The 22,750-nt window shown below is 74.0% G+C and carries 18 protein-coding genes; 4 read left to right on the forward strand and 14 right to left on the reverse strand.

Annotated elements, in window-relative coordinates:
- Position 1 precedes the first annotated feature (1 nt).
- The 7 genes from ACIG0D_RS23850 to ACIG0D_RS23880 form a co-directional block, all read right to left on the reverse strand.
- Entirely contained in the window at positions 2-3,778 is a 3,777-nt protein-coding gene (locus tag ACIG0D_RS23850) for a lipopolysaccharide biosynthesis protein (protein WP_399804292.1), read from the reverse strand.
- Positions 3,771-4,574, reverse strand: a complete 804-nt coding sequence (locus ACIG0D_RS23855; RefSeq protein WP_399804295.1) for a polysaccharide deacetylase family protein — start codon at positions 4,572-4,574, stop codon at positions 3,771-3,773. Before ACIG0D_RS23855 ends, ACIG0D_RS23850 begins: the two co-directional genes overlap by 8 nt.
- Positions 4,571-5,542 carry a glycosyltransferase family 2 protein gene (locus ACIG0D_RS23860; RefSeq protein ID WP_399804732.1) on the reverse strand — a complete coding sequence of 324 codons (972 nt, stop codon included), beginning with the start codon at positions 5,540-5,542 and terminating at the stop codon, positions 4,571-4,573. Before ACIG0D_RS23860 ends, ACIG0D_RS23855 begins: the two co-directional genes overlap by 4 nt.
- 59 nt (positions 5,543-5,601) lie before the next feature.
- The gene (locus tag ACIG0D_RS23865) at positions 5,602-6,423 is read right to left on the reverse strand and encodes a glycosyltransferase family 2 protein (RefSeq protein ID WP_399804297.1); all 822 of its coding nucleotides are present in this window, start codon (positions 6,421-6,423) and stop codon (positions 5,602-5,604) included.
- A 344-nt stretch (positions 6,424-6,767) separates the two neighbouring features.
- Positions 6,768-7,865: a GNAT family N-acetyltransferase gene (locus ACIG0D_RS23870; RefSeq protein WP_399804300.1), complete on the reverse strand. Its 1,098-nt coding sequence runs from the start codon at positions 7,863-7,865 to the stop codon at positions 6,768-6,770.
- A 1-nt stretch (position 7,866) separates the two neighbouring features.
- A complete protein-coding gene (locus ACIG0D_RS23875) occupies positions 7,867-8,319 on the reverse strand; it encodes a hypothetical protein (protein WP_399804303.1) in 453 nt (150 codons plus the stop codon).
- A 140-nt stretch (positions 8,320-8,459) separates the two neighbouring features.
- Positions 8,460-9,665 (reverse strand): S8 family peptidase, encoded by a 1,206-nt coding sequence (locus tag ACIG0D_RS23880; RefSeq protein WP_399804305.1) that lies wholly within the window; start codon positions 9,663-9,665, stop codon positions 8,460-8,462.
- A gap of 384 nt (positions 9,666-10,049) precedes the next feature.
- Here ACIG0D_RS23880 and ACIG0D_RS23885 point away from each other — a divergent pair, with 384 nt between their 5' ends.
- Complete coding sequence (locus tag ACIG0D_RS23885; RefSeq protein WP_399804307.1) at positions 10,050-10,853, forward strand: SGNH/GDSL hydrolase family protein; 804 nt, start codon at positions 10,050-10,052, stop codon at positions 10,851-10,853.
- A 3-nt stretch (positions 10,854-10,856) separates the two neighbouring features.
- Here the strand turns inward: ACIG0D_RS23885 and ACIG0D_RS23890 are convergent, their stop codons facing one another.
- From ACIG0D_RS23890 to ACIG0D_RS23905, 4 genes are all read right to left on the reverse strand, one after another.
- On the reverse strand, positions 10,857-12,482 hold the full coding sequence (locus ACIG0D_RS23890; protein ID WP_399804310.1) for a serine/threonine-protein kinase: 1,626 nt from the start codon (positions 12,480-12,482) through the stop codon (positions 10,857-10,859).
- A 53-nt stretch (positions 12,483-12,535) separates the two neighbouring features.
- Complete coding sequence (locus ACIG0D_RS23895; protein ID WP_399804313.1) at positions 12,536-14,167, reverse strand: nickel transporter; 1,632 nt, start codon at positions 14,165-14,167, stop codon at positions 12,536-12,538.
- Complete coding sequence (locus tag ACIG0D_RS23900; RefSeq protein WP_399804735.1) at positions 14,164-15,936, reverse strand: tetratricopeptide repeat protein; 1,773 nt, start codon at positions 15,934-15,936, stop codon at positions 14,164-14,166. Before ACIG0D_RS23900 ends, ACIG0D_RS23895 begins: the two co-directional genes overlap by 4 nt.
- Before the next feature lie 309 nt (positions 15,937-16,245).
- Entirely contained in the window at positions 16,246-17,778 is a 1,533-nt protein-coding gene (locus ACIG0D_RS23905) for a DUF4331 domain-containing protein (RefSeq protein WP_399804315.1), read from the reverse strand.
- 173 nt (positions 17,779-17,951) lie between these two features.
- Between ACIG0D_RS23905 and ACIG0D_RS23910 the strand changes: the two genes are divergently transcribed.
- The 3 genes from ACIG0D_RS23910 (at position 17,952) to ACIG0D_RS23920 (ending at position 19,699) form a co-directional block, all read left to right on the forward strand.
- The gene (locus tag ACIG0D_RS23910) at positions 17,952-18,494 is read left to right on the forward strand and encodes a sigma-70 family RNA polymerase sigma factor (protein WP_399804737.1); all 543 of its coding nucleotides are present in this window, start codon (positions 17,952-17,954) and stop codon (positions 18,492-18,494) included.
- Positions 18,491-19,303 (forward strand): anti-sigma factor domain-containing protein, encoded by an 813-nt coding sequence (locus ACIG0D_RS23915; protein WP_399804318.1) that lies wholly within the window; start codon positions 18,491-18,493, stop codon positions 19,301-19,303. Before ACIG0D_RS23910 ends, ACIG0D_RS23915 begins: the two co-directional genes overlap by 4 nt.
- Before the next feature lie 126 nt (positions 19,304-19,429).
- Positions 19,430-19,699, forward strand: coding sequence for a hypothetical protein (locus ACIG0D_RS23920; protein WP_165997082.1), 270 nt, complete (start codon positions 19,430-19,432; stop codon positions 19,697-19,699).
- 42 nt (positions 19,700-19,741) lie between these two features.
- Here the strand turns inward: ACIG0D_RS23920 and ACIG0D_RS23925 are convergent, their stop codons facing one another.
- From ACIG0D_RS23925 to ACIG0D_RS23935, 3 genes are read right to left on the reverse strand one after another with little or no spacing between them, the layout of a single operon-like run.
- Positions 19,742-20,938, reverse strand: coding sequence for a CaiB/BaiF CoA transferase family protein (locus tag ACIG0D_RS23925; protein WP_399804321.1), 1,197 nt, complete (start codon positions 20,936-20,938; stop codon positions 19,742-19,744).
- A 53-nt stretch (positions 20,939-20,991) separates the two neighbouring features.
- On the reverse strand, positions 20,992-21,774 hold the full coding sequence (locus ACIG0D_RS23930; protein ID WP_399804324.1) for an ABC transporter permease: 783 nt from the start codon (positions 21,772-21,774) through the stop codon (positions 20,992-20,994).
- Positions 21,771-22,712: an ATP-binding cassette domain-containing protein gene (locus ACIG0D_RS23935; RefSeq protein ID WP_399804327.1), complete on the reverse strand. Its 942-nt coding sequence runs from the start codon at positions 22,710-22,712 to the stop codon at positions 21,771-21,773. Before ACIG0D_RS23935 ends, ACIG0D_RS23930 begins: the two co-directional genes overlap by 4 nt.
- Positions 22,713-22,750 lie beyond the last annotated feature (38 nt).

The raw sequence follows: 22,750 nt of genomic DNA on the forward strand, positions 1-22,750 counted from the left end.
CTCACTTGATGGTCAGGAACCGCTGCACCAGCGAGGCCGCCAGCACCGCCAGCAGCGGCAGCGAGAACCAGAAAAGGCTCTGCAGCGCGCGCAGTTGCCGCACCCCCGGCCGCACCGCGACCCGGATCACCTCCCGGGCCGAGAGCAGCACCAGCAGCGACACCGCCGCGAGCGCCCCGACCACCGACCACGGCGTCCAGGTCACCCGCGGACCGGCCGGGCCGGGATCCGGCTCGGGAACCTCACCCGCGGGCCGCTCGCGCAGCGCGTACATCGTGACGTCCTCGTTGGCGAGGACCTTGCGCAGCTCCGGCCGCCGGTCCAGGTTCTCGACCAGCCGGGGCTCCCACGTGGGGGCGTAGCCGACGTCCATGACCAGATAGGTGACCTGGCTGCGGTTGACCATCAGATACGAGTTCGGGCCCGCGTCCCTGAGCGCCTTCACCAGCCCCGACACCAGCACCGGATCGGTCGGCGCCAGGGTCGGCAGATACTCCACCTTCTCCATGTCCCGCGCCCCCCACGGCATCGCCGGGGTCACGTTCTCGAAGGTGTCGTTGCTCAGCCACAGCAGCCGCACGCTCGGATCGTCGTGGGCGTACACGTACTCCATGGCGGCGACCTCGCCGGACCGGATCCGCTCGAACGGCTCGTTGCCCCAGCGGGCCACCAGGAAGCCGCCCATGAGGACCAGGCCGGCCAGCAGCGCGGCCGGCGGGGCGAGGCTCGCCCGGTCCTTCTCGCGCTCCTTCGCGGTGACGCCGGCGCGCGGGAACAGCGCGAGGGCGGCGAGCAGGGCCGCGCCGGGCAGGGCGAACATGAAGACGCGCAGCGCCATCTCGCCGCCGTAGGACTGCATGCCGAAGCCGAGGAACGGCACGAAGGCGAGGACGAGCAGCGACCGTTCGCGGTACCTGTGCCCGCGCCGCCGCCACCAGCCCCAGCAGGCGAACGCCAGCACCCCGCCGGCCAGCGCCACCCGCGCGTACAGCACCAGCTTGTGGGTGGAACTGCCGCCCTCGATCCGGCCGGACACCGACGAGGAGACATTGCCGCCGATGCCGCCGATCCCGCCGAACATCTCGTCGAAGTGCCCCGACCAGTACGGCTCCGCCATGAAGCCGATCCAGGACACCACCGCCACCCCGAACAGCAGTGGCAGCCCGCGCAGTTCGCAGCGCCCGACGAGGACCAGCACCGTGACCACGCCCAGCATCACGAACGGGGTCAGCTGATGGGCCGGCACGCTCGCCAGGAACAGACCGGTCACCACCAGCAGCAGCACCGTCCGCTGCCGCCGGTTCACCGGTTCGGTCTCCGCCTCGCCGGGCCGCCGCTTCGTCCAGATCACGCGCGGGGCGCGGAACCACACCAGCAGGATCGCCACGAACACGAGGTAGAGCAGATAGGTGAAGCCCTGCGGGGAGAAGTAGTCCTGGCCCACCCAGCCGCTCAGCGCGAAGATCCACACGCCGGTCCACCTGGCCCGCCAGCTCGCCCGCATCGAGCGGGCCAGCAGGAACATCGGCGCCAGGCAGAGCAGCTGGATCAGCGTCGGCCACCAGCGGATGACCTCGGTGAAGTCGTCGACCCCGCACGCCTGGGCGACGAACGCGGCCACCGCGAAGAACCCCGGCCAGCTCCACCGCGCGTCCAGATCCGGTACGGCCGTCCCGGTCCGCTCGATGTGGTCGAGGAACCCCAGATGCTGCCAGGCGGTCGCGAACCGCGGCTCGGTCTCGATCACCGCGGGCAGCGCGTGCAGGGACACCACCGTGGCCAGCAGCGTCACCAGCAGCAGCGCCCGGTGCTCGCGGCCCGGCCGGAGCAGCGAGGCGAACACCACCACCAGCAGCCCGGCGCCGGCCAGCGTCGGGGCGGGCAGCACCGAGATCAGTCCCAGCCCGCCCATCCGGTCCAGGTCGGCCTCGCCGAGGCGGGCGGCGGGCACCCAGTACAGCAGCAGCGCGGCGACCAGCAGACAGCCGAGGACCACCCCGAGGCGGGTGGGTGTCAGCCGCTCCCGCCAGGACGGCGGCGACGACGAGGGCGGTGGCGACGACGGGGGCGGTGGCGGCGCGGGAACCGCCGCTTCGGCGGGCTGCACGGGCTCGGACGCTTCCTCTTTCTCCGATTGCTCCAGCGGGTGCCCGGCGTCCCGTTCGAACGGCGCGTCCACCTCCGCGTCCGCCGCCCCCGGGTCCGCCACCCCCTGGTCCGCCACCCCCTGGTCCGCCACCTCCGCGTCCGCCACGACCGGGACGCCCGCGGGCGGCGTACCCGGCCCCGGGCGCACGTCCGGGCGGCGCTCCAGATGGTCGAAGTCGACACGGACCCCGAGAGCGAGCGTGTCGGTGTCGAGCGCCCAGCCCGGACCGCGACGGCGGGCCGCGGGCGCGGCCGGCACCTCACGCGCCCCCGGCCCGGCGAGGTCACCGCCCGGCGCCTCCCCCTCCGGACGCCCGGCGCCGGGCGCCCGGACGATCCGGTACAGCCGCGGCGCGGCGATCGCCACGATCACCGCGAGGCTGGCGATCTCCGCGACACCCGCCCCGGTCAGCCCCATCCGCGGGAGCAGCAGCAGCGTCAGGCCCAGCACCAGGGCGCACAGCAGGCCCTGGAGCCAGGCCAGTCCGGCCGTACGGCTCTGGGCGCGCAGCACCGCGAAGTACGTCTCCATCACCACCCGCAGCAGCGCCCCGACCGCGAACCAGCGCAGCAGCGGGGTGGCCGCGTCCGCGTAACCGGCCCCGAACACGCCGAGGATCCACGGCGCGCCGAAGAACAGCACCGCGCACACCGGCAGCATGATCCTCGCCATCCGGCGCAGCGCCGCGCGGGTGTCGGCGGCCAGCCGGCCCGGTGCGTGCGAGCCCTCCACGGTCAGCGAGGCGCCCATGTTGATGGCGAGCAGGTTGACCGTGCCGCCGATGGTGGCGGTGATGTAGAAGTACGCGTTGTCCTCGGAGCCGACCTGCGCGGCCACGATCACCGGGACGAGATAGACCACGGCGAGCGAGAACAGCGAGCCGGTGTAGTCGCCCGCCAGGAACCGGCCGACCTCCCGCAGGGACGGCGGCGCCGCCCGGTTCTCGGTCGCCCGCACATGCCGGGGCACCAGCCGCCGGAACACCAGCCAGCCCAGCGGCAGCACCGAGACGGCGATCGCCGCCACCCACGACACGAACACCCCGGTGGTGGGGACGGCCGCCGCGAAGGCGACCAGCAGCGCCAGCTTCACCGCGGAGAACGCGGTGTTGCCGACCGGCACCCACAGCGCGCTGCGCAGCCCGGTCAGCACCCCGTCCTGAAGGGTCAGCAGATTCCAGGCGACCACCGCGACCACGAAACCCAGCCCGCCCACCGGCCCCGCCAGGAAGGCGTACGACGGCCCCCACAGGTCCAGCGTCAGCAGGAACCCCCCGGCCGCCGACGCGACCACCAGCGAACTGCCCGCGTACGTCCGGGCGATGAGCCGCCCGGTGGTGCGCCCGGCGACCGGGATGAACCGGGCCAGCGCACCGGTCAGGGTCACCGCGGTCAGCCCCGCGAGCAGCTTCATCGCGGCGATCGCGGCGGAGCCCTGGCCGACCGCCGACTCCGAGTAGTAGCGGGCCGCCGCCAGCCAGAAGCCGAGGCCCAGCACGGCGGAGATCCCGGTGTTGAGCATCAGCGCGTAGGCGTTGCGCAGCAGCCGGCCGCCGCCGGGCCGCTCGGGCGGCGGCTGCTCCGGCCGGGCGTCGCTGCCCGCCTGCGCTGTGGTGGTCGTGTCAGACACGGGAACGGATGGCCTTCCGGCGGACCTGTCGGACTCTGCGGACCAGGGCGTACCCCTTGGTCAGGGCACGGTCGGCGGCGAACGTACGGCCGATCGCGCGGCCCTCGACCAGCCGCCCGAACTCCTCGATACCGGTGCTGCGGCGCACGGTGACCCGGCGCAGCGCGTACGGCCCCTGGCGGCGCCGGGCCAGGTCGTTGGCGACGGCGAGCGCCTGCGCGAACCCGGCCGACCGCACCTGCCGGCGCACCCGGCGGTCGGAGTAGCCGTAGGGGTAGGCGAACGACACCGGCAGCGCGCCCAGCTCGTCGGCGACCAGGTCCCGGCAGCGGGTCAGCTCGAACCGCAGCGCGTCGTCGCCGAGCTGGTCGAGCTGCGGATGGCTGTGGCTGTGGCCGCCTATCTCCACGCCCGTGCCGGCCAGTTCGCGCACCTGGTCCCAGTCGAGCATGGTGTCCGGGGCGCCCCCGGTCTCGTGGGCGCCCCGGATCCAGCCGGTGGAGACGAACAGGGTGGCCGGGAAGCCGTGTTTGGCGAGCACGGGCAGGGCGTGCCGGTACACGCCCGCGTAGCCGTCGTCGAAGGTGACCAGCACCGGGCGGGGCGGCAGCGGGCGGCCCTCGCGCCAGCGGCCGGCCAGGTCGGCGGCGGTGACCGGGGTGAACCCAAGGCCGCCGATCACCTCCATCTGGTCGGTGAACGCCCGCGGTGTGACCGAGAGGGCGCGGGTGGCGTCGCTGGGGTCGGTGTCGATCGCGTGGTACATGAGGATCGGCACACCGGCGTCCGCGGTCATCTGCTCTCCCCCTCGATCGGCGCCACGGAGAACGTGGCCCCGCCCCGGCGCGCCCGCACACTCCCCACGACGTACCCGCCGGCCGCCGTCAGCACGCCGGCGACGATCGCCCCGGCCCGTCCCGCGCCGCCCGGCCGGGCCAGCACGGCGTCCCGCAGCCCGCGCGCCACCCCGGCGGGCAGCACCCGGGTGGCGTACCGCCGCTCCGACTCCAGCCCCTTGTCCGCGCCGACGCTGCGGGCGACGAGCGCCTTGGACAGGCCCTCGGCGTACGTCCGGGTGCGGAAGTAGCCGAACCCTTCCCGCCCGGCCGGCACCCGGTGGTGGATGACCGCGCGGTCGTCGATCAGCAGCACCGCGCCGGGCACCGCCCGGGTGAGCCGGATGCACAGCTCCGTCTCCTCGCAGCCCAGCGGGCGTTTGTCGCCGTCGCGGCCGATGCCGGTGGCGAAGCCGCCCGCCGCGTCGAAAGCGATCCGGCGGAAGGAGGCGTTGCCGCCGAGCACGTTGCGCACCCGGACCCGGCCGGGCGGCAGGCCCCGGTAGGTGCAGCCGACCACCCAGTCGAACTCCTCCGGGAACCAGACGGGTCGGCGGCCCGACGCCCAGACGGGCACGGTCCGGCCGCCGACCGCCATCACCCGCGGATCGGCGTAGCCCTCGGCGAGGTGGCGCAGCCAGTCCCGCTCGGCGACGGCGTCGTCGTCGAGGAAGGCGATCACCTCGCCGTGCGCGGCGGCGATGCCGGTGTTGCGGCCGGCGGACAGCCCGCGGGGGCCCGCGTTGGCGAGCACCCGCACGTCCCCGGCCTCCTTGTACTCCCGGGCCAGCCGGTCCAGCAGCGCCTGGTTGTGGTCGACGACCAGCAGGGTCTCCAGCGCGGGCCGGGACTGCTCCCGCACCGAGGCGACCGCCGCGAGGATGTCCTCCCAGCGGTCCTCGGTGTAGACGCAGATCACGACGGAGATGCCGGGGCCGTCCGCGGCCCCTCTGTCCGTCCCGTTGTCCCTCCCGCTGCCCGCCCCGCTCAAGACGCCTCTCCCCGCACCGCGTCCAGCATCGGGGAGGTGTGCGTACGGCGGCGCAGTGCCCGCCGGTTGGAGCGCTCGCGCAGGATCACCCGCAGCACCCGCAGCCCGTCGCGCACGGCGCTGAGGTTGCTGGTGCCGTGGATGCGGAGGTACTCGTGGCTCGGTATCTCCTGCACCTTCAGGCCCGCCTTGACGACCCGTATGTTCATCAGGGTCTCGACCTCGAAGCCGGTGCAGTCGAGGTCGATCTCGTCCAGGCAGTGCCGCCAGAAGGCGTTGTAGCCGTAGCACAGGTCGGTGTAGCGGGCGCCGAACTTGCGGTTGACGACCGCGCACAGGGCGCGGTTGCCGAGCTTGCGGACGAAGGTCATGTCGTCGGTGCCGCCGCCGTTGGCGAAGCGGGAGCCCTTGGCGAAGTCCGCGCCGGAGACCAGCGCGGAGACATACGAGACGATCTCGCCGCCGTCGGCCGAGCCGTCGGCGTCGACCATCACGATGATGTCGCCGGTGCAGGCGGCGAACCCGGTGATCAGGGCATCCCCCTTGCCTTTGCCGCGCTGCCGGACGACCTTCACGCCGGGCCACAGCTCACGGGCGACCTCGACGGTGTCGTCGGTGGAGTTGCCGTCGACCAGGACCACTTCGTGGATCCAGGCGGGCAGGGTCTTGAAGACGTACGGCAGGTTCTCCGCCTCGTTCATGGCGGGGATCACCACGCTCACCGGTGGCGCGATGGCCAGGTGAGAGGAGATCGGCCGGTAGGCGGTGGTCCTGGCCGGCTCCTGGCCCGTGGACGCCGGGCGCAGTACTGAGCTCATGGGTTCGGTTCCCTCTCGTCCGGTGGGCCGCCCGCCCCTGGGCGGCCCGGCTGTGTGTCCGGTTCGAAAGGGGGGTTGTCACTGGCATAACTCACCGGCGCCGGAAGAACGGCAGCAGCCGGTTGCGCGGCACGCCTCGGCACCGGCACGTGCGCAGGCACGCACGCCCGACCGAGTACGGCACCCCCCTACCGCGCCCCGCGCCGGTACCACCTACGGCCCTGAGCCCTCCCCTTGAGCCGCTGGGCGATGGTCCGATGCGGGTGAGATGTACGACGGTATTGATGATTGAACCACTATGGCAAGACCTGCAACCAGGTCTCACATTTTTGTTGGTTTTTCCCTTACTGCCGACCTGAGCGGATCTTTCCCACCCGTTTGAGCAGCCGGTCGGCGGGTTCGAACAGTCCGGGCCGGGACACCACGGCGTTGCGCAGCGCCCGCACCGGGGCCCGGCGTGCCCGGTGCCCGAGCGCCACCGGGTGACGGCGGGTCACCCATCCCTCGGACACCTCGATGTCGCGGGTCTTCAGGGACTCCTTGTATTCCTTCTGGCCCCGGCCCAGATCGAGATGGGCGATGCCGTCGGCCGCGGCGGCCTCGGCCATCCGCAGATGCAGGATCAGGCCCGGGGAGTACTTCGCGAACGCCGGGTCGTACGCCGGGAACCAGCAGGCGAGGATCCGCTCGCTGCGCAGCCCGAAGTGGGCGGCGACCGGACGGCCGTCCGCGTACAGCACCGACAGGTTCCCGGCGAACCGGTCGGTGCGGGTGTGGAACAGATGGTGGACCAGGCCGGTGATCCAGTTCTGGGCGAAGCGGTCGCTGCGGCCGGTGCGGCGGTACTGCGCCGACTTCCACTCCATCAGGGTGCGCAGCGCCGCCGGGTCGCGCTCGTCGTGCACATAGCGCAGCCCGCCGGTGTCCCGGTCCAGCTTGCGCTCCTTGGCGAGCGTGGTCCGGGTGAACTTCGGCGAACGCTCGCGCAGCCCGGCGAGATAGGTGTCGTAGCCCTGGTCGACGTCCATGACCGGGGACGGGAAGGTGCCGGAGACCCATGGCTCGAACGGCCGCTGGCCCCGCACCAGATGGTCGAACTCCCAGACGGCGAGCCCGCAGGCGCGCAGCAGCTCCCGGGCGTCCCAGGTGAACCCGGGCCGGTGCACCACGCCCTGCGCGTCGGAGACGCCGAGCCCGACGGCCCGGCCGACCCCGGCGGCGGACCGCTGGAACGGGAGGAACGCGGCCGGTTCGCCGCCCTCCCGGACCACCGCGATCCGCACCCCGCGCCGGTACCTGCCCACCGCGAGCGCGAACTCGGGCGACAGGAAGGGGTTCGCCAGTTCCGGTGCGCCGTGCAGATGCGCCTTGGCCTGCAGGGCGGTCCACGCCGCCCGGTCGGCGGCGGTCAGCTCGCCGGGGCGGTACACGTTGATGTCCACGTCACTGGCCCTGTCTCTTCGGTGTACGTCCGCTGAGCCGGCGCAGAAGGACCGGCAGGAGAACGAGGGCGCTGAACACGGTCACGGCCACCAGCCCGGCGCGCACCGACCACTGGTGCGTGGCGAGCAGGGTCTGGGCCACCAGCATGTCGACCACGACCGCGCCCGCCAGCGAGGCGACGGCGCGGCCGAAGGGTTCGAGTCCGGTGAGCGCGGCGGCGATCGCCGCGGCCGGTGCCGCGAGCAGGAAGAACAGGGCGAACGGGCCGCGCAGCGGCGAGTCCGAGCCGGTGAGCGTGAGCAGCGCGCCCAGCCCCCCGACGGCGGTGGCGGCGCCCGCGAGCAGTGCGTTCAGGTCCCTCCCCGGCCCTGAACGCGTCCGCTCGGCGTCGTCGTCCGCCTCGTCCGCCGTTTCTGTTCCACCTGGATGGGTTGTGCTGCGGATGGTCTGCATGGGCGACTTTGCCCCCCGAAGCGCCGGATGCCGGGCTTCAATGTGGCCCAGTGCCGAGGGGGCCGTCAAGAGCGCGCAGATGTTCCCCGGAGGCGCCGCGCACCTCCGGGGAACCGTGGGTCAGTTCAGCCGCGGAGGTGTCAGGGGACGATCTTCAGCAGCCGGTTGGGGGAGCCGCTGCCGGGGCTGGTGACCTTGCCGGTGGTGGCGCCGGCGGTCAGCGCCGAGGCGACCTGGGCCGGGGTGGCCGAGGTGTGGTTCGCCAGGTAGACCGCTGCCGCGCCCGCGACGTGCGGGGTCGCCATCGAGGTGCCGGAGATGGTGTTGGTCGCGGTGTCGCTGGTGTGCCAGCCCGCCGTGATGGAGGAGCCGGGCGCGAAGATGTCCAGCGCGGAGCCGTAGTTGGAGTAGCTCGCGCGGGCGTCGGTGCTGGTGGTGGCGCCGACGGTGATGGCCTCGGCGACCCGGGCGGGGGAGAACGAGGAGGCGTTGGCGTTGCTGTTGCCCGCCGCGACCGCGTAGGTGACGCCGCTGGCGATGGAGTTGCGCACCGCGGTGTCCAGGGTGGTGGAGACGCCACCGCCCAGGGACATGTTGGCGACCGAGGGCCCGGAGTGGTTCTTCGTCACCCAGTCGATGCCCGCGATGACGCCCGCCGTGGTGCCCGAGCCGCTGTTGTTCAGCACCCGCACGGCGACGATCTTCGCCTTCTTGGCGACGCCGTAGGTGGAGCCCGCGATGGTGGTGGCCACGTGGGTGCCGTGGCCGTTGCCGTCCTGGGCGGTGGTGTCGCCGTCGACGGCGTCGTAGCCGTTGAAGGCCCGGCCGGTGAGCTGGGAGTGGGTGATGCGCACGCCGGTGTCGATGACGTAGGCGGTCACGCCGGTGCCCGCGGTGTCCGGGTAGGTGTAGGTGCCGGACAGCGGGAGCGAGGTCTGGTCGATACGGTCCAGGCCCCAGGGCGCGTTGGACTGGGTGGCGTCGATGGAGACGCGCTGGTTCTGCTCGACCGCGGCCACCGCCGGGTCGGCGGCGAGTCTCTTCGCCTCGGCCTCGGAGAGGGTGGCGGTGTAGCCGTTCAGCGCGGCGCCGAACGTCTTCTTCACGGACCCGCCGTAGCGCTGGATCAGGGCCTTGCCCTGGCTCGACGCGGCCTTGAGGCCGGTGCCCTTCTTCAGGGTGACGATGTAGCTGTCCTTGATCGCGGTGGGGGAGTCGGCCGCGAGCACGGTGCCCACGGCCGGGGCGGCCTGGGCGGGGAGGGTGGTGAGCCCGCCCACGAGGGCGGCGGTGGCCAGGCTGGTTATCGCGGCGAGCCGCACCTTCTTGCTCCGCAGGTGTGCCATTACGAGGGAGTCCTCCTCTAGGCGGCGCGCGCCCGGGTGGGGCGCAGCGCGTGTGGGGGATGCGCGCGTCTTCGCGCACACGGCCCGAAGTGGCGGGGTACCGCTCCGGGCTGAGGTAAAGCGTGGGTGTTCTACGGGCGTGGAACAAGGGAGTTGAGCACCCGTCAACAAATCTGTCATGCACACGAAATCAAGCGCACCGGCGCCTGGGCGGATCGGTCCGGAAAGTGCACGGTAACGGTCTGAAAATCGCTCCGGAACTACGTGGCAACCACTCAGGAACCGGCCGGTAACGCACACAAAAAGACTTGGCATGGACACTTCCCGTCAACTCGCGTAGTTGGTACCACGGTTGAGGCAGAGATCCTGCTAAAGGGAGGTTGCATGAGACGTTCCCGACTTGTCGCATACGTGACCTCGGTACTCCTCGGCGTCGTTGCGACGCTCACCGGAGCCACCGCGGCCCACGCGTCAGAAGCCGCCGCCACCGGATACGTGGCGCTCGGCGACTCCTACTCCTCCGGCGTCGGCGCGGGCAGCTACATCAGCTCCAGCGGCGACTGCAAGCGCAGCACGAAGGCGTACCCGTACCTGTGGGCCGCCGCCAACTCGCCCTCGTCCTTCCACTTCACCGCCTGCTCGGGCGCCCGGACCGACGACGTCCTCGCGGGCCAGCTCGCCCCGCTCGGTACGGGCACCGGACTCGTGTCCATCAGCGTCGGCGGCAACGACGCCGGATTCGCGGACGTCATGGTCACCTGTGTGACGCAGTCCGACAGCGCCTGCATCAGCCGCATCAACACCGCCAAGGCGTACGTCGACAGCACCCTGCCCGGCAAGCTCGACTCCGTGTACAGCGCCATCCGCTCCAAGGCGCCGTCGGCACACGTCGTCGTCCTCGGCTACCCCCGCTTCTACAAGCTCGGCACCGCCTGCCTCGGCCTGTCCGAGACCAAGCGTGCCGCCATCAACCAGGCCTCCGACCACCTGAACACCGCGATCGAGAAGCGCGCCCTGAACCACGGCTTCACCTTCGGTGACGTGCGCCCCGCGTTCACCGGCCACGAGATCTGCTCCGGCAGCTCCTGGCTGCACAGCGTCAACTGGCTCAACATCGGCGACTCGTACCACCCGACCGCAAACGGCCAGTCCGGCGGCTATCTGCCGGTGTTCCGCACCGCGGCCTGAACCTCACGCGCTCGGTGAGGCGGAGGCCCCGCCCGTCGGGGTCTCCGTCACGCACGTCACCGAGAACGCCACCTTCTCGGACGTGCCGCGCACCGGCTCACGCACCTCCACCCCGATCGCGTTCTCGAACGTCCCGCTGTCGTCGTACGTCGTCACGGTCACCCGGTCCTGCCCGCTCCGGCCGCCGCCCTCCGGGAACGACAGCGTCTTCCAGCCGCCGTCGAACGGCTCCCCGTCCTCGTTCACCCACTGGTACACGACCTCGGTCGGCACCCGGCTCACCGTGAACGTCGCCGTGAACCGCGGCGCGTCCCCGGCCGGCGGGGGACACGGCCCCGAGTACTCGGTACGCGCCCCGATGACCGTCACGGTCACCGACTGGGGCGGGGGAGTGCTGGAGTGGCTCTCGCTCGGCGTCGGGCTCGGGCTCGGACTCGGCGTCGGGGAGGGGGACTTCTCCGGGGTCCCCTCGTCGGTCGGGGTCGGTGAACCCTGCTGCACGGTGGGGGTGCCGGTGACGCCGTCCGCGTTCCGGCCGTCTCCGTCCGCGCGGTTCAGCAGCGTGTACGTAAGCCCCGCGAGGGCCAGCGCGAGCGCGGCCACGCCCGCGACGAGGGCGAGGGCGGCCCGGCGGCGGCGCGGCGGCTCCTGGCCGGGGGTGGTGGGGGCGGTCGGGGGGCTTCCCCGTCCCGGCGGCGGGGTGGACCCGCCCGCGGCGCCCGCGGCGCCCGCGGCGACGGTCGGGGCGTACGGCGAGTACGGCGTCGTCGGGGCCGTGTCCGCGCGATCGGCGCGCGGGGTGCCGCCCGCGCCGACGAGCCGCAGATCCCGCTCGGCCCGCTCGGCGGACAGCCGCTCGGCCGGGTCCTTGCGCAGCAGCCCCTCGATGACCGGGCCGAGCGGACCGGCCCGGCGCGGTGGCGGCAGCTCCTCGTCGACGATGGCCCGCAGGGTGCTCAGCGGGGTGTCCTGCCGGAACGGCGAGCTGCCCTCCACCGCCGCGTACAGCAGCACGCCCAGCGACCACAGATCGGACTCCGGGCCGGGCGTGCGGCCCAGCGCCCGCTCGGGGGCCAGGAACTCCGGCGAGCCGACGACCTCGCCGGTCATGGTCAGCGCGGAGCTGCCCTCGACCATGGCGATCCCGAAGTCGGTGAGCACCACCCGGCCGTCGTTCGACAGCAGCACGTTCGCCGGTTTTACATCCCGGTGCAGCACCCCCGCCGCGTGCGCGGCCCGCAGCGCGGACAGCACCTCGGCACCGATGTGCGCCGCCCGCTGCGGGGCGATCGGACCCTCCGCCTCCAGCAGCTCGGCCAGCGAGATGCCCCGCACCAGCTCCATCACGATCCAGGGGCGGCCCTCCTCGGTCGCCACGTCGTACACCGTCACCACATTGCGGTTCGCGACCCGCGCGGCGGCCCACGCCTCGCGCTCCAGCCGCGCGTACATCCGCTCCACGTCGGAGGCGGCCAGCCCGGCCGGGGCGCGCACCTCCTTCACGGCGACCTCGCGGTGCAGCACCTCGTCACGGGCCCGCCACACCGTGCCCATACCGCCCTCGCCGAGCGGGGACAGCAGCCGGTAGCGCCCCGCGATCAGCCGTTCACGACCCGGTACGTCGGACACGGGCGTCCCCCATTCGCATCCGGGCGAAATCCCTGTTTCTTCACGAAAGTAGCTCACCCGAGTGCCGTTGCCGCCCCCTTGAGCACCAATCCGGCGCCGAGGGCGACGACGACCGACGCCGACCCCAGCGGGGCGCCCCGCCGCAGCGCCGCCGCCAGCGGGCCCGCGGGCCGGCGCACCCGCGCCGCCAGGCCCGCGCCCAGCCGGAACACGGCGAACCCGGCCGCGGTGAGCGTCACCGCGAGGCCCGCGCCGTACGCGACGACGAGCAGCAGCCCGAACCAGGCCCGGCCCAGCGCAGCCGCGCCGACCAGCACGACGACCGCGGACGGGCTGGGGACGAGTCCTCCGGCGAAACCGAGGAAGAGGGTGCCGCGGAGGGAGGGGCGTGGGTGGGGGTGCTCGTGGGGGTGAGGGTGTGGCTGGGGGTGCTCGTGGGGGTCATGGTGTGGCTGGGGGTGCTCGTGAGCATGGTCCTGCTCGTGTTCGTTCTCGTGCGCGTGGCCGTGCTCGTGCGGATGCCCGTGGTCATGGGAGGCGCTGTGGTCGTGGGAGTGCCCCTGGTCAAGGGAGGCGCCGTGGTCGTGGGAGTGGCCGTGCGGGTGCGTGTGGCCGTGTCCGTGTGGGTGGGCGTGCCCGTGTGTGTGGGTGTGCCCGTGCCCTCGGTTGTGCCAGGCGCGTCGTACGAGGGCCAGGCCCGCCGCCGTGACCAGGGCGCCGCTCGCGATGCCCAGCCAGGCGACCACCGAGGGCGCCGCCGCCGAACCGGCCGTGACGAGCAGGCCCAGGGCGACCACGCCGAGGGTGTGGGTGGCGGTCACCGACGCGGCCAGCGGCAGGACGTCCCGCAGCCGCGCCCGGCCGCCCCGGGCCGCCGCCGTCGCGGCCATCAGCGTCTTGCCGTGGCCCGGCGCCAGCGCGTGCAGCGCGCCCAGGGCGAGCGCGACGGCCAGGGCGAGGGCGGCGAAGCCGGGGGTGAGGTCGTGGCGGGCGACCAGGGAATCGAGGGCGCGGGTGAAACGGTCGGCGCCGCGCGGCAGCAGGGACGCGGCGGGCGCGTCGCCGTCCCGCTCCCCGGCCAGGGCGGGCCCGCCGGGGCGCAGGCGCAGGGACGCGGAGGTGGTGTCGGCCGGCGAGGACAGCAACTCCTCGGGGTAGCGGGTCAGTTCGCGGGACACCGACTCCTCGGGCACGTCCGACGCGGTGAGCGTCATCCGGTCGCCGCGTGCCGTGATCTCCCGCCAGCCCGGGCCGACGGCCGCGCCCGCGCTGCGGAAGCCGACGGTCACCGGCCCGTCCTGCGGGAGCGGGGCCGTCAGCCGGCACTCCACGCGCAGGGTGTCGAGCCCCGCCTTCCCCGGCCGGACGTGTCCGGCGCCGGAGACCACGGTGAGCGGGACGCCGCGTCCGCCGACGGTGACCCGGCTGTCGCGCGCGGCCCGCGCGCACCGCTCCCGGGCCCAGGCGTCCAGGCCGCGCCGCTCGATGGCGGGCCGGGCCTGCGCCGCCGGGATCTCGGCGAAGTCCTCGACGTGCTCGACGCGCAACTCGCCGGGGGCGGCGACCAGCCCGTCGTACTGGCTGACGGTGAAGTCGCCCAGCGGATGGGCGGCGGCGGCCCCGGCGGGCAGCAGGACGAGCGCGCAGGCGGCCACCGCCGACGCGGCGAGGTGACGGGGCCTCACTCGGCGCCCCCCAGGCTCTTGAGCGCCGCCTTCGCCTCCCGGGCGCCCCGCGGGGAGAAGCCCGGGTTCAGCTCCAGCGCCGTGGTGAGGGAGGCGCGGGCGTCGGCGGTGCGGCCGAGCGCCCGTTCGATCATGCCGCGGTGATAGTGGAACGCGGCGTCCCGGTAGCCGGTCGCGGTGGCCCGGCGGGCGTACGCCAGCGCCTGCGCGTCCCGTCCGTTCACGTGCAGGGCCCAGGCGAGCGCGTCGGCGGTGTGCACGGTACGGCGGCGCTCCCACTCGGCGCGGGCCGCCCGCAGCGCCGTCCGCGCGTCGCCGTGGTCGGCCGCCGCGAGGGCGGTGTCCAGGTCGGGGTTGACGCCGCCCGCGCGGGCGAGGTCCGTCCAGGCGGCGACGAGGGCGTACTGCTCGCGCGCCTTCGCCTTCTCGCCCCGCGCCTCGTACAGCTCGCCGAGCAGCACCAGCGGGCCGGGCAGCGGGGAGCGGGCGACGACCCGCTCCGCCGTGCGGACGGCCGCGGCCAGGTCACCGCGCGCGGCCTGGGCGCGCGCCCGCCCCTCCAGCGCGGGCAGATGGCCTGCGTCGGCGGCGAGCGCGCGGGCGTAGTGCCGCAGGGCCGCCGCGTGATCGCCCTGGGCGAAGGCGAGCCGACCGAGCGCGGTGGCCACGTACGCCACGTCGCCGGGCGCGCGGGCCGAGCCGAGCGCCTGCTCCAGGACCCGGCGCGCGGTACGGACGTCGCCGCGCAGCTCGCGTACGTACGCGTACCGCGTGAACACCGGCACGCCCGGCCGCCGGGTGTCGGCGAGGTCGGCGGCGCGCGCCGCCTCGGCGTAGCGGCCCAGTTCGACGAGGGCGTCGACACGGCTGCACAGGGCGCGTTCGTTGTACGGGTTGCTCTTCAGCGCCCGGTCGGCGTGGCGGAGCGCGCCGGTGAAGTCGTGCCGGGCGGCGGCGAGGGCGGCACGCCCGGCGAGCGCCTGGTCGTTGCCGGGCCGCAGGGCGAGGGAGCGGTCCAGGGCGCGCTCGGCCCGCGGATAGCGGGACGGGTCGCCGGTGGTCCTCGCCTGTTCGACGTAGGCGAGACCGAGGGTCGCCCAGCCGGTGAAGTCCCGGGGCTGGGCGCGCAGATGCGCCTGGAGCGCGGTGACGCCCGCGTCGAGGTCGCCCTGGGAGAGCAGCACCGGCGGGACGGGCGCCGAGGAGACCGGCCGCGGGCCGACGTCACCGGCGTCGCCGACCGCGATCGACGTGCCCGTCAGGGCCACCGCCAGCAGGGCGGCACAGCCGGTGAGCCGCAGCGCCCGTCGGCGCCGGGGTGCGGTGTCGTTGTCGTGCGTCGTACGGGGGACCATGCCTCTCCTCGTGCGGCGGTGCGGAAGCTTGTGCGGGGGCCGTCCGGCGGTGGAAGGCCGTGTGGTGGGGCGTGCGGTGGGGGAAGCGCGGGCGGCGGCCGGGCGAGGCCGCCGGCGCCTGGGGCGTGCGCCCGGCGGCCCGCGCCGGTGGGAGTGCGGTGATGCGGAAGGTCCGCCCGGCGGTGCGGGGTCCGCGTCTGCGGGTCCGCCCGGCGGTGCGGGGTCCGCGTCTGCGGGTCCGCCCGGCGGTGCGGGGTCCGCGTCTGCGGGTCCGCCCGGCGGTGCGGGCCCCTCGTCTGCGGGTTCCGCCCGGCGGTGCGGAAAGCCGCCCGGCGGTGGGGAGGGTGGCGCGGCCCGCGCCGTGGGGGATGGGGAGGGACGGGCCGCGCCGGTCTGGGGGAGGGGCGCCGTCAGCGGAACCGGCGCCCTCGCGCCGCCGACCGATCCGGCACCGGTGGGAGTCACCCGGGCCCGCGCCGGTTCGGCGATATCCGATCCGGCACCGGTCGGAGTCACCCGGGCCCGCGCCGGTTCGGCGTCACCCGATCCCGCACCGGTCGGCGTCACCCGGGCCCGCGCCGGTTCGGCGACATCCGATCCGGCACCGGTCGGCGTCACCCGGGCCCGCACCGATTCGGCGTCACCCGATCCGGCACCGCCCCGACGCCGACCGAGCCCTCACCGGTCCGGCTCAGCGCGGCCGGGGGCGCCGCCACCGCGGCGTCAATACGCGCGGCCCCTTCCGCGGCGCCACCACGCCAGGGCCGCGCCGATCAGCAGGACGCCCATCGCGCCGGCGCCCGCGGAGAGGGCGATGAGGGAGGTGTCGTCGCCGCCGGAGGCGGAGCCCGCGGGGCGCAGCGCGTCGCCGAGCTGGCTGCGGACGTCGGTGTCACCGGAGGTGCCCTTCGCGAGCGGACCGCGCGAGCCCTCCGTCGGCAGGGCGAGGTACGGGAACGCCTTGTCGAACTTCTTGTCGTTGGCGTCGACCGCGTCGCCCAGGTCGTTCTTCGCGCCGACCAGCTCGCCCTCGACCACCTGGAGCGCGGCGTCGATCACGTCGTCGCCCAGCCGGCGGCCGTTGGGGAAGCCCGCGGTGTCGCCGTCGAGGACACCGAGCCGCTTCGGGTGCTTCGCCGGCTTGACCGAGGTGTTCAGGCGCAGCTGCTCCGACGGAGTCACGTGCGGCGGCTGGTTGAGGTCCTTCACGCCCTTGAGGAAGACGTCGACGAGGTCGTTGCGGGGCTCGTCCGGGGCCTTGATCTTGTAGATGGCCTCGATGAGCTTGGGCAGTTCGGGGTTGGTGACGTTCTTCAGGAACCTCGCGTCGTCGCGGGGCGTGGACGCGTTGAAGACGTCCTTGTCCTTCAGCGGGTTGACGACCTCGTTCACCAGCGGGTTGCCCAGGCGCGAGACCTGCCGGAAGTGCCCCTGGGCGTTCTTGCGCTGCGTGGTGGACCAGATGCCGACGACCGGCTGGTGCGCCGACTCGGTGATCAGGTCCGTGGGGACCCGGAGCGCGATGGAGTTGACGTTGTAACCCTTGAGGGTGTCGTTGCCGACCTCGGTGAGGTTCCCGCCGTACAGCAGGTCGAAGACGCGCAGGTCCAGGAAGAACGGGTCGTCCGCCTGCCCGGCGAACGTCGCGGCGCCGCCGGGCAGTTCCCGTACCGCCTGGGCGCGCAGCTTGCCGTAGTCCGGCATGGACGCCTTGCCGACGTTCGACGGCGCCACCGGCACCTCGTCGGCGATCTTCGTCCGGGACACCGAGCGCAGGTTCTTCAGCCGGATCAGCTCGATGTCGTACGTCTGCGTCACGTTCAGGTCCGGGTCGTCCAGGCTCTCGACCGGTCCGGTGTTGTACAGGAAGGTCTTGTCGTTCTTGACGTGCGTGGTGAAGGTGTAGCGGAAGACCAGGTCCTCCCGCGCGTCACCGTCGTTGTCGACGCGGAGGTCGTACTGCGCGTCCTCGGCGAAGGGGAAGAAGTTCGGTCCGCCGGCCGGCTCCTCGAAGGGGATCCAGTTGGCGATGAGCGTCGTCGTGTCCGGCTTGTCCGGGCTGACGAACGCGTAGAGATCCGTGTTGTCGTACTGCGGGGTCCCCGAGATCAGCGGGGCCTCCCGGTGGCTGGAGGCGGCGGCGGCCCCCGGCTCCAGCGCGGTCACACCGGCGGCTGCGAGCCCCCCGGCGGCCAGCGCGCCACACACGAGCGCGGCCACGCCGCGCCCCGTCCCGCTCCTGGAGATAGCTGTCATGCCGTCCGTCCTCCGTGCCTGCTTGCCTGACACGGGGGATTCGCGGCCGACGGCCCGGCGGATTGGTCCGTTCGAAAAAATTCCGGGAAAGCCGGTTTCCCCACGCCGTGACCCGCGTTTTCGGCACGCTGATCCGTACTCCCGTCCGACAGATGACAGGGAGGGGGAAGCGGGTGGGGGCGGACGAGCTTCTGCTGCGCGTGGCGGGCGGCGACCAGCGGGCCTTCGAGGACCTGTACACGCTGGTGTCCGGCCCGGTGTTCGGTCTGGTGAAGCGGGTGGTGCGGGATCCGGCCCAGTCGGAGGAGGTGGCCCAGGAAGTGCTGCTCGAACTGTGGCGGTCGGCCGGGCGGTTCGACCCGGGGCGCGGCAGCGCGCTCGCCTGGGTGCTCACCCTCGCCCACCGGCGCGCCGTGGACCGGGTGCGCAGCGCCCGCGCGGCCGTCGACCGCGAGCAGCGGGAGGCGCTGCGCGCCCAGGCGCCCGCCTACGACCAGGTCGCCGAGGAGGTGGAGGCGGGCCTCGAACGCGAGTGGGTGCGCCGCTGTCTGAACCGGCTCACCGCCCTCCAGCGCCAGTCCGTCACCCTCGCCTACTACGACGGCTACACCTACCGCGAGGTCGCCGAGCGGCTGTCGCTGCCGCTGGGCACGGTGAAGACCCGGATGCGCGACGGGCTGACCCGGCTGCGGGACTGCCTCGGAGGTGCGGCATGAGCCTGCTCGGCCGTCTGCTGCGCCGCGACGACCCCCATTCGCTCGCCGCGCCCTACGCCCTCGACGCGCTCGGCCCAGAGGAGCGGCGCCGGTTCGAGCGGCATCTGGCCCGGTGCGGGCGGTGCGACGCCGAGGTGCGGGCGCTGTCCGAGGACGCGGTGCGGCTGGCCTGGTCGGCGGCCGAACCCGCCCCGCCCGCACTGCGCGACCGGGTCATGGCCGCCGTACGGACCACTCCGCAGGAGGGCGCTTCCGCCCCCGGCCACACGCCGCGGTTGCCGCCGCACGTCTGGGGTGTGCAGCCGCCGCCGGCGCGCGCCCGGTCGCCCCGCGCACGCCCCCTGTTCGTGCCGTTCGCGACGGTGACCGCCGCCGCGGCCCTCGTCGTCGCGGCGCTGTTCGCGGTGCAGGCGGACCGGACGCGGGACGAACTCGCCGCCGAGCGGGACCGGGCACGTGAGATCGCCCACGTCCTGAGCGCCGAGGACGCCCGCGCGGCGACCGGACGGGACGCGCGGGGCCGCACGATTGGAGTGATCGCTTCCGTTTCGACGGGGCGCGCGGTGGTGACCCTGCGGGGGTACGGCGAGCCGCCCGGCGAACACGTGCACCAGCTGTGGCTCATGCGCCCCGACGCGCAACCGCGCTCCCTGGGCCTCTTCGACGGCGACACGCCGCTGGTCGCGACCGGCCTGGACAGCGCGGCGACGTCACTCGCCGTGACCGTGGAACCCGACGGTGGGTCAGCTCGGCCGACGACCACGCCGGTTGTCCAACTCGCCCTGAAATCGGTCGGATTCGGAGAGTAATCAGAGACGCGTCGTCAACACCCTTACGGGGAAGGTGTTTCCCGTGACCGCGATACACGCGTGCCCCGAGGGGGCGATAGGGTTACCCTGCCCGGGCCGGGTGGACTCGTACGGGTGGGGAGTGACATGGAACAGATAACTGTGCGCAGCAGGGCCAGGGTCCCTGCGATCACCTACGGAAGCAGCGCGAGCAGTACGCGCCTCGACCGCCATCTCGCGGTGCTGGCGGGTCCCGCCGTGCCGCGGCAGAAGACGGCCGAGGCCACCTCGCTGATGCTGGAGCTGACCGCGCGTGAGCCCGCGCACCGTCCCAGCGCCACGGGCGCCCGAGTGAGCCGCGTCTCGCTCTTCGCCCCGCTGCGCCGGCTCCGCCGCACCCTGTTCGGCGGGCACTGACCGGCACGGGCGCTCCCCGAGGGCCGCTTCCCGGACCCGCGCTCAGGCCGCCACACCGTCCCGGCGCAAGGCTGCGATCTCGTCGTCCGTCATCCCCACGGCACGCAGCAGCGCCTCGGTGTGCCGGCCGAGCGCGGGGACGTCACCCATCCGTGCGGGGTCCCCACCCGGCAGCGTGATCGGCGGCAGCAGCGCCCGCAGCGGCCCCACCGGCGAGCCCACCTCCCGCCACCGCCCCCGCGCCGCCAGCTGCGGATGCTCCGCCACCTCGCGGACGTCCCGCAGCCGCGCGCACGCGATACCCGCGCCCTCCAGCCGCGCCAGCGCCTCGTCGGCGTCCAGCACGCTCAGCGCCTTCGCCACCAGCTCGTCCGTGCGCTCCCGGTTCGCCACCCGCGCCGCGTTCGTCGCGAACGCCGGGTCCGTGCCCAGCTCCGGCTCGCCTATGACCTGCTCGGCCAGCCGCCGCCACTCCCGGTCGTTCTGCACCGACAGCAGCACCCGCCCGCCGTCCGCCGTGGCGTAGGCGTCGTACGGCGCGATGACCGCGTGCGCGAGGCCGGTGCGCGCCGGGGGAGTGCCGTCGTGCATCGCGTGGTGCAGCGGATGGCCCATCCACTCCGCCAGCGCCTCCAGCATCGAGATCTCCACCGGCCCGCCCCGCCCCGTCGTCCCCCGCCGCACCAGCGCGGCCAGCACCCCGGAGAAGGCGTACATGGCCGCCGCGATGTCCGCCGCCGGGATCCCCGCCTTCACCGGCTGCTCCGGCGTCCCGGTCACCGACACCAGGCCCGCCTCGCACTGCACGAGCATGTCGTAGGCCCGCTTGTCCGCGTACGGCCCCGACCCGCCGTAGCCGGAGATGTCCACGGCGATCAGCCGCGGGTGCGCCGCGCACAGCGTCGCCGCGTCCAGGCCGAGGCGGGCCGCCGCGCCGTGCGCGAGGTTCTGCACGAACACGTCCGCGTCCGCGATCAGCCGCCGTACGACGTTCAGCCCGCGCGGGTCCTTCAGGTCCAGCGCGATCGACTCCTTGCCGCGGTTGCACCACACGAAGTGCGAGGCCATGCCGCGGGCGGCGGTGTCGTAGCCGCGCGCGAAGTCGCCGCCGTCGACCCGCTCCACCTTGATCACCCGGGCGCCGAGATCGGCGAGCTGACGGGTGGCGAACGGGGCGGAGACGGCCTGTTCGACGGCGACGACGGTGATGCCCTCCAGGGGCAGGGGGAGACGGTCCATGGGCTGGATCATGCCCCTGTCCAGGGGTTTTGTCAGCAGTGCGGGAGCAGGCCCTAGCCGTTGCCGCGCGCGAACCGGCGTACGGCCGCCGGGGCGAAGACGGCGGTCAGCAGCGCGCACCAGGCCAGCGACCCGGCGACCGGATGCGCCACCGGCCAGGCCGCGCCCTCGGGCACGGGGGCGTTGCCGAACAGGTCGCGTACGGCCGTGGTGACCGCGCTGATCGGGTTCCACTCGGCGAGGGCGCGCAGCCAGCCGGGCAGGCCCTCGGTGGGGATGTAGGCGTTCGACAGCAGCGGCAGCACGAAGGTGGCCGCGCCGAGCTGGCCGGCCGCCTCCTCGTTCCGGGTGAGCAGGCCCAGGAAGATGCCCACCCAGACGCAGGCGAACCGGAACAGCAGCAGCAGGGCGACGGCCCCCGCCGCCCCGGCCGCCGATCCCTCGACCCGCCAGCCCATCGCGAGCCCGACGAGCAGGAACGGCACCGTGCCCGCCGCCGTGACGACGAGGTCCGCGGCGGCCTGGCCGAGCGGCACCGCGGCCCGGCTCACGGGCAGGCTGCGCAGCCGGTCCGTGACGCCGCGGTGGGTGTCCTGGGCGGCCTGGAACATCCCGGTCATCACCCCACCGGCGGCCGTCGCCACCAGCAGCCCCGGCACCAGGAAGGAGCGGTACTCGGCGCCGGGCATGGCGAGGGCGCTGCCGAAGACGTAGCCGAAGAACAGCAGCATGTTGATCGGCATGGTCTGGGTCAGGATCAGCAGGCCGGGGTTGTTCCGGGCCCGCTGGAGCTGACGGGCCAGCATGGCGGTGCCGTCGTGGGCGAGCGTGCTCATGCGGCGGGCTCCTTCTCGGTGAGGCGCAGGAAGACGTCGTCGAGGGTTGGGGGCCTGAGGCTCGCGTCGAGCAGCGGCACTCCCGCCGTGTCGAGTTCGCGCACCAGGCGGGGCAGGGTGAGCGTGGTGTCCCGGGTGACCGCGCCGACGGCTGCCCGGTCGTGGTCGAAGACGGGCCCGGCGCCGGTGAGCCGGTCCAGGACGCCCGCCGCCCGCACCATCGCGTCGGCGTCGGCGACGACCACCTCCACGTACGCCCCGACGAGCGCCTTCAGCTCCGCCGGGGAACCGGTGTGCGCGACCCGGCCGTGGTCCACCAGGGCGATGTCGTCGGCGAGCCGGTCGGCCTCCTCCAGGTACTGGGTGGTCAGCACCACGGTCGTGCCGTCGGCCTTCAGCGCGCGCACCGCGTCCCATATGCCGTTGCGGGAGGCCGGGTCGAGACCGGTCGTCGGCTCGTCCAGGAACAGCACCTCGGGACGGCGGACCAGGCTCGCCGCCAGGTCCAGCCGGCGGCGCATGCCACCGGAGTAGGTGGCCGCGGGGCGGTCGGCGGCCTCGGTGAGTCCGAAGCGCTCCAGCAGCTCGTCGGCGGCCCGCGCCGGGCCGCGCACCCGGTGCAGCCGGGCGAACAGCCGCAGGTTCTGGCGGCCGGTGAGGTCGCCGTCGACCGAGGCGTACTGCCCGGTGACGCCGATCCGGCGGCGGACCTCCGCCGCCTCGCGGACCAGATCGTGCCCCGCGATCCGCGCGGAGCCCGCGTCCGGGCGCAGCAGCGTGGTCAGCAGCCGCACGGCGGTGGTCTTGCCCGCGCCGTTCGGGCCGAGCAGCCCGCACACCGTGCCCCGCGCGACCGCGAGATCCAGCCCGCGCAGGGCGCGCACCTCGCCGAAGCGCTTCTCCAGACCCTCACTAAGTACAGCGTACGTAGTAGTCATGGCTCGACCATAGCGCACTACGTACGGTGTACGTAACT

It is taken from the genome of Streptomyces sp. NPDC052773 (genome assembly GCF_044547145.1).
Classification (GTDB): Bacteria; Actinomycetota; Actinomycetes; order Streptomycetales; family Streptomycetaceae; genus Streptomyces.